Annotated in this window: 15 protein-coding genes and 1 pseudogene; 9 read left to right on the top strand and 7 right to left on the bottom strand. The window is 46.2% G+C overall.

Annotation, left to right across the window (positions count from 1 at the left end; all coding sequences use genetic code 11):
* Positions 1 to 13: 13 nt before the first annotated feature.
* From AC1RRX_RS05085 to fdhF, 4 genes are all read right to left on the bottom strand, one after another.
* Complete coding sequence (locus tag AC1RRX_RS05085; protein WP_031378841.1) at positions 14 to 1,198, bottom strand: macrolide family glycosyltransferase; 1,185 nt, start codon at positions 1,196 to 1,198, stop codon at positions 14 to 16.
* On the bottom strand, positions 1,198 to 2,415 hold the full coding sequence (locus tag AC1RRX_RS05080) for a cytochrome P450 (protein WP_144464023.1): 1,218 nt from the start codon (positions 2,413 to 2,415) through the stop codon (positions 1,198 to 1,200). The genes AC1RRX_RS05085 and AC1RRX_RS05080 overlap by 1 nt, the downstream gene beginning before the upstream one ends.
* A 207-nt stretch (positions 2,416 to 2,622) precedes the next feature.
* Positions 2,623 to 3,165, bottom strand: a complete 543-nt coding sequence (locus AC1RRX_RS05075; RefSeq protein WP_012117344.1) for a helical membrane plugin domain-containing protein — start codon at positions 3,163 to 3,165, stop codon at positions 2,623 to 2,625.
* Positions 3,158 to 6,115, bottom strand: coding sequence for a formate dehydrogenase subunit alpha (fdhF, locus tag AC1RRX_RS05070; protein WP_007407311.1), 2,958 nt, complete (start codon positions 6,113 to 6,115; stop codon positions 3,158 to 3,160). The genes AC1RRX_RS05075 and fdhF overlap by 8 nt, the downstream gene beginning before the upstream one ends.
* A 124-nt stretch (positions 6,116 to 6,239) precedes the next feature.
* On the opposite strand from fdhF, the gene AC1RRX_RS05065 reads away from it, so the two are divergent.
* From AC1RRX_RS05065 to AC1RRX_RS05050, 4 genes are all read left to right on the top strand, one after another.
* Entirely contained in the window at positions 6,240 to 6,809 is a 570-nt protein-coding gene (locus AC1RRX_RS05065) for a YjgB family protein (protein ID WP_007407312.1), read from the top strand.
* Between the two features lie 99 nt (positions 6,810 to 6,908).
* Positions 6,909 to 7,310 (top strand): ribosomal maturation YjgA family protein, encoded by a 402-nt coding sequence (locus AC1RRX_RS05060; protein WP_108725032.1) that lies wholly within the window; start codon positions 6,909 to 6,911, stop codon positions 7,308 to 7,310.
* Between the two features lie 42 nt (positions 7,311 to 7,352).
* On the top strand, positions 7,353 to 7,526 hold the full coding sequence (locus AC1RRX_RS05055) for a YjfB family protein (RefSeq protein WP_007407314.1): 174 nt from the start codon (positions 7,353 to 7,355) through the stop codon (positions 7,524 to 7,526).
* Positions 7,527 to 7,640: 114 nt separating this feature from the next.
* A complete protein-coding gene (locus tag AC1RRX_RS05050) occupies positions 7,641 to 7,823 on the top strand; it encodes a hypothetical protein (RefSeq protein WP_076851211.1) in 183 nt (60 codons plus the stop codon).
* A gap of 283 nt (positions 7,824 to 8,106) precedes the next feature.
* Here the strand turns inward: AC1RRX_RS05050 and AC1RRX_RS05045 are convergent.
* A pseudogene (locus AC1RRX_RS05045) lies at positions 8,107 to 8,503 on the bottom strand (MgtC/SapB family protein); the annotation flags it as partial.
* Between the two features lie 102 nt (positions 8,504 to 8,605).
* Here AC1RRX_RS05045 and AC1RRX_RS05040 point away from each other — a divergent pair.
* Entirely contained in the window at positions 8,606 to 8,938 is a 333-nt protein-coding gene (locus AC1RRX_RS05040; protein ID WP_061581951.1) for a hypothetical protein, read from the top strand.
* Positions 8,939 to 9,464: 526 nt separating this feature from the next.
* Here AC1RRX_RS05040 and AC1RRX_RS05035 read toward each other — a convergent pair.
* A complete protein-coding gene (locus AC1RRX_RS05035; protein ID WP_144464024.1) occupies positions 9,465 to 10,145 on the bottom strand; it encodes an HAD family hydrolase in 681 nt (226 codons plus the stop codon).
* Between the two features lie 17 nt (positions 10,146 to 10,162).
* Positions 10,163 to 10,924, bottom strand: a complete 762-nt coding sequence (locus AC1RRX_RS05030) for a DeoR/GlpR family DNA-binding transcription regulator (RefSeq protein ID WP_069007188.1) — start codon at positions 10,922 to 10,924, stop codon at positions 10,163 to 10,165.
* A gap of 252 nt (positions 10,925 to 11,176) precedes the next feature.
* Between AC1RRX_RS05030 and lacG the strand changes: the two genes are divergently transcribed.
* From lacG to AC1RRX_RS05010, 4 genes are all read left to right on the top strand, one after another.
* Positions 11,177 to 12,577: a 6-phospho-beta-galactosidase gene (lacG, locus tag AC1RRX_RS05025; RefSeq protein ID WP_053573471.1), complete on the top strand. Its 1,401-nt coding sequence runs from the start codon at positions 11,177 to 11,179 to the stop codon at positions 12,575 to 12,577.
* A gap of 63 nt (positions 12,578 to 12,640) precedes the next feature.
* Entirely contained in the window at positions 12,641 to 12,955 is a 315-nt protein-coding gene (locus tag AC1RRX_RS05020) for a PTS sugar transporter subunit IIA (RefSeq protein ID WP_144464025.1), read from the top strand.
* Positions 12,956 to 12,966: 11 nt separating this feature from the next.
* A complete protein-coding gene (locus tag AC1RRX_RS05015; protein ID WP_144464026.1) occupies positions 12,967 to 14,664 on the top strand; it encodes a PTS lactose transporter subunit IIBC in 1,698 nt (565 codons plus the stop codon).
* Positions 14,665 to 14,679: 15 nt separating this feature from the next.
* Complete coding sequence (locus tag AC1RRX_RS05010) at positions 14,680 to 15,849, top strand: galactokinase (protein WP_144464027.1); 1,170 nt, start codon at positions 14,680 to 14,682, stop codon at positions 15,847 to 15,849.
* The last annotated feature ends 3 nt before the right edge of the window (positions 15,850 to 15,852 follow it).

The raw sequence follows: 15,852 nt of genomic DNA, 5'->3' as shown, positions 1-15,852 counted from the left end.
GCCTGTTTCTCAATCAATTTTCGACGGCCGCCGTTTTCAAAAATTCTTCAATGGCGCAAACAGCCTGTTTTGGACCGCCGGTTTCTTCTATTTTCTGCTGCATGCTTTTCACGCGGCTGAGGATGTTTTTATCGCCGTATACGTTCTGAACGTCTTTTTGCAAACGGGCCACAGTGACTTCTTTCGGCGGCAGATGCACGCCAAGCCCCAATTCATCCACACGCTTTGCGGTAACCTCTTGTTCGTGCATTTGCGGAACGACAACGAGCGGGACACCCGCATTCATCGCTTCCATTGTACTGTTCATCCCGCCGTGAGATACGAACAGCTTTGCTTTCTCCAGCACATCAAGCTGAGGAACGTGCTGGCGGATGATAAAGTGATCGGGGACATCCGAAAAACTTTCCGGATCAATTGTTGTGCCGACTGACATAATAACCCGCCAGTCCGAGTCCCGAAACGCGTCAATACACATCTGGTAAAATTCAGGCCAGGCGTTAAACGCCGTTCCCAGTGAGATGAGCATAAGCGGACGGTCATCGGCTGCATCAATTTCCAGACTTCCCGTATTTGTGCGTTCTCCAAGAGACGGACCCACAAAACAGAAACGTTCATCAAAGGTTTCCTGTTTCGGCTGAAAGGCCCTTGGCATAAAGACAATATTCAGTTTTTCAGGCATAAAAAATTCTTCCATTGTCATCCGTTTCAATTGTTCATTTTCAATCTGCTCCTGGTATTCTTCTATCGCCTGTTTGGCCGCTTCCAGTGTTTCTTCGTCTCTTCCTAATTGAAAATACTCATTCATTGCATAGCTCGGGCAGAACTTTACGGCCGGGATGCCGCCATTATCCGCAAACAATTTTCCGGCAAGAGCTAAAAAATCAAACAGGACGATGTCAGGAAGGTCGTCTTTGTACAGCTCTTCCAGCTGCGGAAGCACTTCAACCGCTTCTTCCAGAAACATCACAAACGCATCATTTTTATTTACCCGTTCTTTTATCGTCTCCGGGTCCGCCTTTATGCTTGTGCGGTATAAAACGGGAATGGCGCCCGTTTTGGCAACGGAAGCTTCGAATTCCTCAGTCGTAGCGAATGTCACTTTATACCCGCGATTGACAAGTTCCTCGGCTACGGGCAGCGTGGGATTGACATGACCGTGAGCGGCCACATTAATAATGGCGATGTGTGTTTTTCTCATCATTTTTCTTCTCCCTCATTTTCGTTTATCTCCGCTTCTAAAGACTCCAGCCCGTACATGACACTGTTTCGGATCGGCTCAATCCGGACCGGCTCAAGGTGTGAAAAGGCTTTTACAATTCCTTTCAGCGCGACTTCCGCTTCAAGTCTGGCAAGCGGAGCGCCTAAGCAGAAGTGTACGCCGAATCCGAAGGAAAGGTGCGGATTCGATTGGCGATGAATATCAAATACGCCCGCCTTCTCAAATTTGTTTTCATCACGGTTGGCAGATGCAACGTAGCAGAGAACGATCTCCCCGCTTTTCAAGCGGCGTCCGCGCAGTTCAATGTCGTGCCGGACCGTCCTTCTGACAAACGGAGCGGGAGCGCGAAAACGCAGCGTTTCTTCCACCGTTTGCGCGATGAGAGAAGGGTCCTGTCTCAGTTCGTCATAAAGGCCGGGCGTCTCTAATATGCTGTAAACCGCATTTGAAATGAGATTAGTCGTTGTTTCATTTCCCGCCACTAAAAGCAGGTTGCAAAACGGAATCAGATCTTCTGCCGTGAGCTTCTCTCCCTCTTCTTCCTCTTTTATCAAAATAGAAATAATGTCTTGGCCGGGCTGTTTTCGTTTGCTTTCTATTATTTCCGCAAAAAACGCCGCCAGCTCCGCCTCACATTGGTCACGTTCCTGCTGATTTTTCTCCGCCGCTTCAGGACTCGCATCTTTCGGCATGCTGACGAGAATGTCCGACCATTTTTTAAACTGATCCATACGTTCGGACGGAACGCCTAATAATTCTGAAATCACCATGACCGGCAAAGGGTAAGAGAGATCTTTAACGATATCAATCCGCCCTTTGTTCTTTGCCTGTTTCAGGAGATGATCGGTAATGTCTTTAATTCTCGGCTCCCATTCCTTCAAGACGCGGGGAGTGAAAGCGCGATTGACGGCGGATCTGATTTGGGTATGCTTCGGCGGGTCCATATTCAGCATGGACTTTGCAATCGAGCTTTTCACATCAGTCATGAGGCTTGAGAACGTCTCTTTATCACTGATGACTTTTTTGACATCATCGTATAAAAACACACTCCAAACCTTCGTTTCTTCATCAAAGTGTATAGGGCTTTCCCGTCTCATTTTTTCATACCAAGGAAAAGGGTTGTATACGTCCAGGCCGTTTTTTCCTTTCATCAGGGTTCTTTGGATGGCTTGTCTCGTGCTCCTCAGCTTACTCATGTTTCATCACTCCTGATTGTTTCATATTTGAATAGTTGACGTACCTTGAATTTTATCCTAGCACATATTTTCAATTTTTTTCTATTCATAACCTTAACTATTAACATAACACAACAAAAGTCATGAATCCGGAGGTGAAATTTCTCCCAAGAAAACAGCATAAGCACGCAAAAAACCCGAGCCTTCGGCCAGGCTCGGGAGATATGTTCACTCATTCGTCTGCGGTTTCTGGTGCTGCTTTTGGTCTTCAGGAGGCTGCGTATTTCTTTCCATATCGTCCGTATCAGCGCCCATGCCTTTCAGGAAAGAAAACAGCAGAGTGACGGCCTTGTTGATTTCCGGGTCTTTTAAAGCGCGGACGATATCAAAATACCCGGTCTTCCTGCCGCTGTCTTTTTCCTCGACGGCCTTTGTGACCCCCGCATTGATTTTAACGATAAACGGCTCAAGCTGTTTTACATCGAGCATGCCGAGAACGCCGCTTAACAGCAGGAGATTTTTCAGCATATTGGCCGTTTCCGGAGTATTCGCCTTCTTCACGAGGATATCCATCACTTTGTCTCCCTGGCCGAAGAGCCCGCGCAGAAGCGCCAAAACGCCGCGCTCGTTCATGTGCTGAAGAATGTGCAGAGATTCCAAAATCGCGTCTTTATTTCGTAAAAGAGCCGTCTCGATCTCTTCTAAGTCCTTTTTTCGTTTGTCTTCTTCTGTGACGGTCTGTTTTCGGATGCCGCTGATTGCTTTAGCCATTTTGCTGCTTCCCCCTTTTTACGGCGTCTCCCGGAAATACATAATCTTTACGCGCCCATTTCCGATCAACCCGGACACCGATCTGCGGCTGCGGGTTTCCGTAACGGAAATTGATTTTCGGAAGCGGATTAACGCCTTCTTTTTTCAAAATCTCCATCTTCGCTGATGTTTCTTTATAAGCCGGTGTATCGGTATCCTTATCCGCATAGCTGCTTGTCAAAAGGTTAATGGCGGCGTCTTTTGAATCGTTCATCGGAAGATAGACTTGTTTACCTTTTACCCTGTCTGTGATGACGCATTTGACTTTCACATTTCCGTACGGTGAAGTCAGACGGACAAGCGTTCCGTCTTCCAGCCCTCTTTCTTCGGCGAGTTCGGGCGAGACCTCAAGGAACACACTCGGTGTTTTTTCGGATATTCCTTTTGATCGGTAAGTCAGATTCCCTTCGTGAAAATGCTCGAGCAGCCTCCCGTTATTCACATGGATATCATATTCTTCATCAAATTCTTTCGGCTCGGTCCACTGAACGGGATATAGAATCGCTTTGCCGTCTGAAAACGGGAACTTGTCCGTAAATAAAAGCGGTGAATCGGTTCCGTCCGCTGCAACCGGCCATTGCAGTGAATTGTAGCCTTCGAGACGTTCGTAAGTGACGCCTGCGTAGAGCGGCGAAAGCATTGCCGCTTCTTCCATAATGTCTGCCGGATGTTCATAGTGCCAATCAGCGCCCAGACGGTTGGCGATGTCCGTAATGATCTGCCAATCAGGCTTTGAATCGCCCAGCGGTTCAAACACTTCGTAAAGACGCTGCACCCTCCGTTCCGTATTCGTAAACGTCCCTTCTTTTTCAAGGCTCGGGCTTGCCGGAAGCACGACATCGGCGAACTCGGCCGTACGCGAAAGAAAGATATCCTGCACAACGAAGAAATCAAGCTTTTCAAATGCGGCATGAACATGGTTAATATTGGAGTCGACAAGCCCCATTTCTTCTCCTTTTAAGTACATGGACTTCAGTTTTCCTGAGTGGATGCCTTCGATCATTTCATGATTTGTCATTCCGATTTCTTTCGGCAGGTCTGTTCCCCAGCCCTGCTCATACTTTTTGCGGGCTTTTTCATCCGTTACTTTTTCATAGCCGGGGAAGCTGTCAGGCATACTGCCGAAATCACTGGCTCCCTGCACGTTATTATGGCCCCGAAGCGGATATGAGCCTGCGCCGGGCTTGCCGTAATTTCCGGTCACAAGAAGCATGTTGGAAATGGCCGTGCTCGTATCACTTCCTCCGATATGCTGGGTGACACCCATCGCCCACAGTGCGCACACGCTGCCGGCTTCATGAATCATCCGGGCCACTTTGATTAGGGTATCCTTGTCCACACCGGTATGTTTTTCCGCATATTCCATTGTATAAGGTTCAAGGCTTTTCACGAATTCATCTAATCCGTTCACTCTCTCCTTCAGAAATGCAGTATCCGCCAAATCGTGATCCAGCAGATATTTCGATACGGCATTCAGCCAGACAATATCTGATCCGGCACGCGGCTGGAAAAACACATCGGAGCGCTCGGCCATTTCATGTTTTCGCAAGTCAGCGACGACGAGCTTCTGTCCGTGCAGTTTATGAGAACGTTTAATGCGTGTGGACAGGACGGGGTGAGACTCAGACGTATTTGAGCCGATAATCAGCACGAGCTCAGCTTTTTCTATATCTGTAATCGACCCTGAATCACCGCCGTATCCGACCGTTCTGAACAATCCGGCCGTGGCGGGAGACTGGCAGTAGCGTGAGCAGTTGTCGACATTATTTGTGCCGATGACGGCTCTTGCAAGCTTCTGCATCACGTATGATTCTTCATTCGTGCATTTGGAAGATGTGATAAAGGCAAGTGCGTCCGGGCCGAAATGTTCTTTTATATCGGTAAATTTATCAGCGATCAGCTGCAGCGCTTCATCCCATTCCGCCTCCCGAAACGAGTCTCCTTCCCGGATAAGCGGTTTGGTAAGGCGCTTTTCACTATTGACGAAATCCCAGCCGAATTTCCCTTTCACACACGTCGAAATGCCATTTGCGGGCGCCTCGGCCTGAGGTTCTACCTTTAAAATGTCTCTTCCTTTCGTCCATATATCAAAACTGCAGCCGACACCGCAGTAAGTGCATACGGTTTTCGTTTTCTTGATTCTTTCATCCCGCATGGCCGATTCCATGTCCGATATGGCCAAAATCGATCCGTATCCGGTTTCGACGCCTTTTGTGATGTCAATCATCGGACGAAGCGTCTCTTGGTTAATGCCTGTTAAATACCCCGCTTCGCCTTCCATGCCTTTTTCCATCATGGCATTACACGGACATACCGTCGAACAATGTCCGCAGGAAACACATGATGATTCATTGATCGGCACATCCTGATCCCAAATGACCCGCGGGCGTTTCCGCTCCCAATCAATGCTTAAGGTTTCGGTTACCTGTACGTCCTGACAGGCTTCGACGCAGCGTCCGCACAAAATGCACTGGTCGGGATCATATCGGTAAAACGGATTTGATTCATCTTTAGGATACGGTTTTTGATCGAACGGAATGCTTTGATGATTGATTTTCATTTCCTTTACGGTATTATGTACTTCGCAGCTCCCATTGTTGTAATCACAGACCGTGCAGTACAATTCATGGTTGTGCAAAATGTTGTCCATGCCGATAATCTGCGCTTTTTTCACATCGGACGAAAGCGTATCGATGACATCTCCGTCCTTTATTTGCGCGGAACACGAACGCACCAGTTCCCCGTTAACATTGACGATACAGGTATCGCACGTTTCAATCGGCCCGAGACTCGGGTGATAACACACATGCGGCACGTCAATTGAACTATTGTTCAAAAGCTGCAAAACGGTTTGACCGTCCGGCGCTTCCATTTCAACCCCATTGATTGTAACCTTCTTTGTATCAGCCATTTTCTTTTCCCCTTTCTGTACCCCTCTATACATCCTCTATGATTCCCAGCCGGCCTTTCACTAAAACATCTCGTTTATCTCAGGAAACATACGGGTATGAGCGGTAAAAAGGAGGCGTTCACATATGTTGAAGAAAAAAACACTCGCCACGGGATTATCGGCAGTGATGCTCACGGGATGCGCATTCGGCGCAGAAGCATTTTCGGTTATACAGCCCGTCCATGCCGCAGCCGCTTCAAAAACAGAAAACCAACGTGCACAAGAACTGGTGAACAGCCTTTACCAATCGGCATTTAAAGGGGAAATGCCGCAAAATGTGAAAGGCCTGAAAATCAACCAAAGCACAAGACAGGACGTTTACGATAAAATCGGCGAGCCGGAACAAAAAGCAGACAGCCGCAATCCATTTGATTTATACAGCTGGAACATGGGAAACCCCGGTTATGGATTTTCCTATCATAAAAACGGAAAAATCTCGGAAATACGCTATTTCGGAACGGGGGTCGAGCGGCGCTTAAACCTCGGAAGCGTCACACCTGACGTCTTAAGCAAACAAATCGGCAGCGCTGACAAAATCCTGACAGTGCCAAAAACGGGCGAAACAGATTACGTCTACCATACGGGGCAGTATGAGCTCCGCTTCGTCATCGGCAGTGACCAAAAAGCAGACCACGTCAACCTAAAAGCCAGATAACGCAAAAAAAGCGGCCTCCCGGGCCGTTTTTTTCATAGACAGCTTCTCCGTCGTTCCTTACAATACATGGGAGTACAAAAAAAAGGGGAACAGTGTGAAGTGAATAGACATCCATTGACATACGGAATATGTACCGTTTTTATCATCGCATTCGGTTTGCTGTCCAGAACCGCATACATCACCGCCCTATTGCCCGGCATCATAAACGCTTATTTAGGAGATGCCTTGTGGTCGGCAATGATTTTCACAGGATTCGGGCTTTTGTTTCGGCACATACGGACGGAAACAGCCGCATTTTTGAGCCTCTCGTTTTGCTGTCTGATTGAATGCAGCCAGCTGTATCACGCGCCTTGGATTGACGCAATCAGAAGCAGCACGCTCGGCGGGCTGATCCTCGGCTGGCAATTTGTCTGGAGTGACATTTTCGCCTATACCCTCGGGGTATGCGCTGCCGCATTTTTAGAATGGGCCGTAAAAAGAAACCGCCAGTCTCCTTCATAATCAGAGCATGCCGCCGATATGAAGGGATAAGGAGGTGGAGCTATGGATATCCCTGCGTTATCAATCGCTATGCACCAAGCATCTCTGGCGCAGAATGTAAATATCGCTTTAACAAAAACGGTCATGCAGCAAGCACAGGCTGCGGCGGAAGAAACAGTGAAAATGCTGCCGTCCCAGCACCCGACTGCCGGACATTCAATTGATGTGAAAGTGTAAAAAAAGATGCCGGATGATAACCGGCGTCTTTTTTTTGCCCGTTGTACGTACACCATACCGGGCATACAGGAATAAGGTAAACGGAACCAAACATTTGAAAAGGAGGTTTTCCTCTTGTACGATCCTTTCTATCATGAATACACAGCCGAGAGCCACGAACGGGTGCCATATCATTATCCGCGGCCGCCTTATTATTTCCCCAGACCATATCCATACTATCCGCGGCCGCCTTATTATTATCCTAGACCATATCCATACTATCCGCGGCCGTATATCCCGTTCTATCCTTGGTATTAATGTTTGAAAAGAAATGACTGCAGACAGGAGGCTTCCCCTGTCTGCTATTCAACTTTGACCGACAGGATATACGGGAGGGCTTGAACTTTCTCCATTACCGCCGCTTTCCCGCTTTTGCTTTTCACCCTTCCCTTCACTTCAAGCACCGCCTTATTCAATTCATAGGACGTAATAAGAATTCCTTTTTCCTCAAGAGAAGTTAAAATATCATGCATGACGGCTTTCTCCTCAATCCTGAAACTGACAGACAAAGAATGCGCCGCCGGTTTAAACAGAAAATTTAACAGTTCAAGCCCGATTAACGCCAAAATCGTGCCGCTGATGCCGATGACATACATACCTGCCCCGATCGTCAGCCCGATGCCCGACGTAGCCCAAATCCCCGCGGCCGTCGTAAGCCCCCGCACGACATGCCGCTGCAAAATAATCGTGCCGGCTCCTAAAAATCCGACGCCGCTGACGACCTGCGCCGCCACCCGGCTCGGATCAAAGGACGTATGGCTGTTGGATAACAAATCAAAAAAGCCGTATTTGGAAACGATCATCATCAAAGCGCTGCCGACGGCCACTAAAAAATGCGTCCTCAAACCGGCTTCCTTCGCCCTGAATTCTCTCTCCAATCCAATAAGAGCCCCGAGCAGACCCGCTACCGCCAGACGAATCACAAAATCAAGTTCCATCCGTCTCTCTCCTTTCCTTATCTTCTTACCCGCTTTTACACCCCAATCATGCGGTGTATCTTTTTTTTAAAATACACCGACTAATTGACATAAGGAGGTTTTATGAAATATATTCTGTGGTTTTTTATATTATTGTTATTTAGCTTATTTATTTTGGGAGGATATAAAGCATCTGTTTCTCACCCGGATTTCCCGGTTCCATTATTTGCTGTGCACAGCAAAACAAAGGAATATGAAAAAGGAAAATACGTTTCAAACTATACATACCGTTTCGCAAAAGAAGAAGAAGGTCCGAGCGGTTTATACCAATTGGAAATAGCCGAAAAAGGCTGGAAACTTATAGGGCAGGAAGGACTTATCAAAACCTATGAAAAGCGAGGAGAACGTGTTTCACTTTTTTTCGGTACGGGGGAAATAAGCGTCATTGAAGAATGATCCTTCTCAAAAGACAGGCTGAAATCCGCAAACGGCATATCTTTTACGACTTCCTTTATCTCTGCGAATCTATAAATTCAGCCAATATCTCAATTAAGGCGAACACCTTTCTGATCCAAAAAATGCCGCCTTCAATGAGAAAATCATTATACAAAAACAAAAGCGCAACTGAAAAAGAATAAGCACCTCATAAAAAAAGCCCTCTTTTTAAAAAGAGGGCTGCAGAAGGAAACAGGTAATTATTTATTTATCTAAAGTGTATTCATTCACATTAAAAGTAAGAATGTTCCCAAAAACAATATGGTCCCTTCTATTTTGAAAAGGCCCTATATTATTATAGTGCTTCTCGATAACATATCTAGATAAGCCTATTCCAGAACTTTTTTGATCATACCATCTGATAAAATCTTTAATCTCTTCCATTGAAAGATCAAATTCTTTCTCAAGACCTGTGGTCATTGTAACAAGAAGAATTGCCCGATTACTGGCGGGCTGTTTATTTGGTGGTTCCTCCCAACTGCATCTCTCAAACAGAATGTCCGGCAACCTCAAAAAACGAGGTGAAATCTGTCAGTATCCCGTCATCCGCCAGCTGTTTTTCTTCAAATAGCGCGCGGTTTTTTCCGAGCGGGTCAATGGCCATAATCTTGCCTGCACCTGCTTTTTTCGCCGCTGTGAGCCCCGAAAAGGCATCTTCAATGACTAAGCAATCTTCAGGTCTGAGGCCTAACTTTTCCGATGCGATGAGAAAAATATCCGGCGCCGGTTTTCCGGGGAAGCTCCCGTCATCAAACGTGACTTTGTCAAAATTAAACCACCGATCCAACTGAAAGACGTCAAAGTAAAACTCGACATTTTCCTTTACCGTAGCCGTGGCAATGGTCATCGGCGTTTCTGATTTTTTCAGATGGTTCAATACGCCGGTCAGTCCCTTCGTCAGCTTTAACTCATCTTTGTTTTCAAGGCATAATTCTCTGTAGTAGGCTTCTTTTTCAAAAGACAGCTTCTTGATTTCTTCATTTGTTAAATCGCCGGAAATAAAATACGTCAGGATTTCACTGTTTGTTCTCCCGTGAATGTTAACGAAAATGTCTTCATCAGAAATGGTTTTCGGCGCGTATTTTTTCACCATGAAAAACCATGCTTTTTCGTGCAGATGCGAATCTTGAAACATCGTGCCGTTGAAATCAAAAATAACCCCTTTCATCGAACCGCCCGCCTTTTTTATTTTTTTGCGATTTTGACATCTACATATTGCTCGTAATGAATTTGAACATCTTTCATCACTTTATCATCCGTAATCAGATAATCCATATCGTGCAAGTTATAGAATACGTAAAAATCTTCCCGGTTGAATTTTTTATTATCCGCCAGCAAAAATTTCGTCCGCGAATTATTCAGCGCGATTTGATGAGCTTCCCCTTCTTCAATGCTGTAAGAAGAAATCTCATCATTATGTATGCCGTTGGCGCTGATGAAGGCTTTCGTAAAATTGAATTTCTGCAGATTGCCGTTCACGATGGGCCCGACGAAGGCACCGGTATTTTTTCGGAAATCGCCGCCAATCAGGATGGTATCCGCAGTGTCACCATGTTTTAAAATATCAAATACGGGATAGTTGTTTGTGATAATCCTGATTCGCTTATGCAGCAGGTGTTTGGCTAAAAGTTCAATCGTCGTGCCGGGCCCTAAAAAAACGGTATCGCCGTCATTTACATATGAAGCTGCGAGTTCCGCGATCTTCCCCTTCTCATCCATTTGAACACCCAGTTTTTCATTATGCGATAATTCGTGATCAATGGAATAAGATATGCTCTGTGCGCCTCCGTGAATACGTACGATTTTTCCGGCCTTATCCAGTTCGTCCAGATCTCTTCTCACTGTCATATCAGAAACTGCCAATTCATCGATAATATCACTCACCGTAATAAACCCCCGCGAGTTTACGATATCGATGATTTTTAAAAGACGCTCTTTTTTTAACATGTTCAATCATCCCCTCAACTTTACACACAATCTAACACACCGCGGCACTCCGGTCAACAAAAACAAACACTAACAAACAACATAATCAACATATAAAACAACGAAAAACTTATATAATCCCTATGAACACAGATGTTATTTCTTTATGAAGCTATTGACAACAAAAATGTATGCGTTTACCATTAAACAAAAGATAACAATTACAAACATTAACAAACTTCAATTCACACATTGGCGAAGGAGGATTCAGTAATGCTCAAATTACCTCATGACTTTATTTTCGGCGGGGCGACTGCGGCATATCAAGCGGAAGGCGCCACAAAAGAAGGCGGCAAAGGGCCTGTGGCCTGGGATGAATTTCTTGAAAAACAGGGAAGATTCAGCCCTGATCCGGCAAGTGATTTTTACCGCCAGTTTCCGGAAGATATTAAACTATGTGAAAAATTCGGAATAAACGGCATCCGCCTTTCTATAGCCTGGACGAGAATTTTCCCTGACGGCACGGGCAAAATCAATCAGGAAGGTGTTGATTACTATCATCGTATTTTCTCAGAATGCCATAAACGCAACGTCACCCCTTTTGTCACACTGCATCATTTCGATACACCGAAAAGATTATTTGATCAGGGAGATTTCCTCAACCGCGCTGCAATAGAAGCGTTCGTCAGCTATGCGGAGTTTTGCTTTAAAGAATTCAGCGAAATCAGATATTGGAGCACGTTTAACGAAATTTATCCCACAGCCACCAACCAGTATTTACTCGGGGTTTTCCCGCCATCTGTTAAAAGTGATATCACAAAAGTCATTCAATGCCTCCATCACATGATGGTAGCGCATGCGATGACCGTCAATCTTTTTAAAGACGGCGGCTATCCGGGAGAAATCGGTGTCGTCCACTCATTGGAAACAAAATATCCCGCCAGCGACTCAGAAGAAGACCGTCACGCCTGTTTTCTGGATGACGCGTTATCAGTGAGACTCCTCCTCGACGCCACCTACCTCGGCTATTATTCTGAGGAAACCATGCGGGCTCTGGATGAAATCTGTGAGGCAAACGGCGCTTCATACGAGTTTTCAGACAGTGACTTTGACGTGATGAAAAAAGCTTCAACGCGCAATGATTATCTCGGCATCAATCATTATCAATGCCATTTCGTCAAAGCGTACGACGGAGAAACCGTTATTCATCATAACGGAACGGGCGATAAGGGCACTTCGGTCTATAAAGTAAAAGGAATCGGCGAAAGAATTTACAAAGAAGGCCTGAAGCGGACTGATTGGGACTGGCTCATTTATCCTGAAGGCATGTATGACATGCTGATGCGCATCAAACGGGACTATCCGCAATATAACAAAATGTACATTACCGAAAACGGCATGGGCTATAAAGATGAGTTTGAAGACGGCATCATTATGGATAAGGCAAGAATCGACTATTTAAAAGTCTATTTAGAAGCCGTCAGTAAAGCGATTACCGACGGAGTCAATGTAAAGGGGTACTTCTTATGGTCCTTAATGGATTTATTTTCATGGACCAACGGCTACAACAAACGTTACGGTCTTTTTTACGTCGACTTTGACACCCAAAAACGGTATCCGAAAGAATCGGCCTACTGGTACAAACTTGTAAGTGAAACAAAAACAATCATTTAACGATCATACATGGTGAAAAGAGTCTCTTTTCATCATGTGTGCCGTCTTTAGGAGGTTTTTTTCATGACAAAGGAAGAATTGCAGATGCTCGGTTTTGAAATCGTCGCCTATGCCGGCGACGCCAGAAGCACTTTATTGAAAGTCCTGAAAGAAGTCCGTGCCGGAAACTTCGAAAACACGGAAGCAGCATTGAAAAGCGCCGATGAAAATTTAACCCTCGCCCACAATGCGCAAACGAAAATGTTAGCTGAAGAAGCTGAAGGCAAGGACATGGAATTAGGATTTATTTTCGTTCACGGTCAGGACCACTTGATGACAACCCTTTTGCTCCGTGATCTTATTCAGGATTTTATAGAACTCTACCGAAGCCGCCGATAAGGAGTGGAAAAATGAATGGTATCATCAAGCAAATCGAAAAGGGAAAACCGTTTTTCGAAAAAATCTCAAGAAACATTTATTTAGGCGCGATCCGCGACGGCTTCTTAACGGCCATGCCTGTTATTTTATTCGCCAGCATTTTCATCCTCACCGCCGCTGTGCCGGAAGTGTTGGGTTTCACTTGGCCTAAAAGTGTTTCTGAATGGCTTTGGAAAGTTTATAACTATTCAATGGGCGCCCTCGGTCTGATCGTTGCGGCAACAAGTGCGAAATGCCTGAGTGAATCAATGAACCGAAAAATGCCGAAAAACAAAGGGATCAACCCCGTTTCAGCGATGCTTGCTTCAGTCGTCGGGTTTCTCATTTTAAGCGTCACTCAAATTGATGGCGGATTCTCCACGGAATACCTCGGCACAAAAGGTCTTTTAGCTGCTTTTGTATCCGCTTTCATAACAGTGAACGTTTACAGATTCTGCGTGCTCAAAAATATTACGATTAAAATGCCTAAAGAAGTACCGGGTACCATTTCACAAACATTTAAAGATGTTTTTCCGTTCGCTTTTTCCGTTTTGGCCATGGTGATCGTTGATTTATTGATCAGGAACACGCTGAACGTATCGTTTGCGGAGGCTCTCTCCTCTCTCTTATCGCCGTTTTTTACCGCCGCAGACGGTTATTTCGGGATTTGTGTCATTTGGGGAATGATGGCGCTGTTCTGGTTTGTCGGCGTTCACGGTCCTTCTATTGTGGAACCGGCCATCGCAGTTATTATTTACGCAAATGTGGAGGCGAACCTGCAGCTTCATAATGCAGGTGAGCAGGCGTCCAACGTGCTGACCGTCGGACTCGGGAACTTCGTCGGCACAATGGGAGGGACCGGAGCAACCCTTGTGGTTCCGTTTATCTTTCTTCTTTTCGCGAAATCCAAGCAATTGAAAGCAGTCGGAAAAGCATCCGCGGTTCCGGTGTCTTTCGCAGTAAACGAACCTCTGCTCTTTGCTGCGCCGATCATTTTAAATCCTTATTTTTTCATTCCGTTTGTTGTAACGCCGATGGTGAATGTCTGTCTGTTTAAATTTTTCGTGGATGTCATCGGAATGAACAGTTTTATGTATGTTCTTCCGTGGGCCACCCCGGCGCCCGCCGGCTTGATTCTCGGAACCGGCATGGGGCTCTCGGCTTTTGTGCTGACGGCTGTATTAATCATTGTCGATTTCCTGATATACCTGCCATTCTGTAAAGCTTATGACAAAGTATTAGCGGCGAAAGAAGCCCAACACACCGAGCCTGAAACCGCGCCGCAAACATTACAGCCCGCCATGGCCGGCGCCTCCGAAGACGCGTCCTCCGTCATCAGCACAAATCTTCAGGAATCCTCATCCGCCTTGGAACACAGCACCAATGTGTTAGTGCTGTGCGCCGGAGCGGGAACGAGCGCCATGCTTGCGAACGCACTGACAGAAGGAGCCGAAGAATATAACGTGCCGATTACCGCCTCAGCAGGCGCCTACGGTTCCCATTACGACATCATGAAAGACTTCGATATGATCATTTTGGCTCCGCAGGTCGGCTCTTATTATGATGACATTAAAGAAGATGCGGACCGCCTGCAAGTGAAACTCATCGCAACGAAAGGAGCGGAATATATCAGCCTCACCAGAAATTCACAAAAAGCCATTCAGTTCATACTGGAGCATACCTCAAAATAGAATCGGAGGTTTATCATGGATGCCAAACTTTTGAAATCAAGATTCGAAGACATTTTCAAGAGAAGTAACGGAGAACTGTTTTTCGCACCCGGCCGGATCAACCTGATCGGGGAACATACGGATTATATAGGCGGCCACGTTCTTCCATGCGCGATCACGATCGGAACTTATGCCGTATGCGCAAAACGCGGAGATCACCAGATCCGGTTATACTCAGAAAACTTTCCTGACAGCGGCATTGTCTGCCTTGATCTTTCCGCCACAGCATACAAAAAAGAAGACGGCTGGGCCAATTATCCGAAGGGGATGATCCATTACCTTCTTAAAGTCGGCGGCCAAATAGACAGCGGAATGGATATTCTTTTTCACGGTACGATTCCAAACGGAGCCGGTTTAAGCTCCTCCGCTTCTATTGAAATGTTAACAGGTTCCATTTTAAGAAAGTTATTCAGCCTGGATGTTTCCGATACTGAACTGGCGCTTATCGGAAAAAGAGTCGAAAATGAATTTATCGGCGTGAATTCAGGCATTATGGATCAATTCGCAGTGCAAAAAGGCAAAAAGAACATGGCCATTCTGTTAAACTGCGATAAGCTTGAGCACGAAATGATTCCGGCTGCTTTTAACGGATATAAAATCGTCATTATGAATACGAACAAGCGCCGGGAGCTGGCGGCTTCAAAATATAATGAACGCCGCAGCGAATGTGACGAGGCTCTTTCAGAACTGCGGCAATATCGGAATATCGCATCACTTGCGGAATTGACAGGAGAAGAATTCAACGAACTCGAATCCCTTCTCTCCTGTGAAACTTTGCGTAAAAGAGCCCGGCACGCGGTCAATGAAAACGAGCGGACCCTCTCAGCCGCGGAGGCTCTCAAATCGAATGATTTGAAAACGTTCGGCGAGCTGATGAATGCGTCCCACCGTTCGTTACGCGATGATTATGAAGTGACCGGTGACGAATTAGACGCGCTCGCTGAAGCAGCCTGGAAAGAAGGAGCACTCGGAGCGCGGATGACGGGCGCGGGGTTCGGCGGCTGCGCCATAGCCATTGTGGAAAATGAAGAAACCGCCGGCTTTATCCGGGCCGTTTCATCTCACTACCGCAGCAGGACAGGTCTTGAAGCTTCTTTCTACATCGCGGATATAAGCGATGGCGCGGCTGAATGGAGGGAAAAATAAATC

Source organism: Bacillus sp. GW821-FHT11D08 (assembly GCF_058808515.1).
Note: the sequence above shows the minus strand (reverse complement) of the source record. Positions and strands in the feature narration are given on the sequence as shown.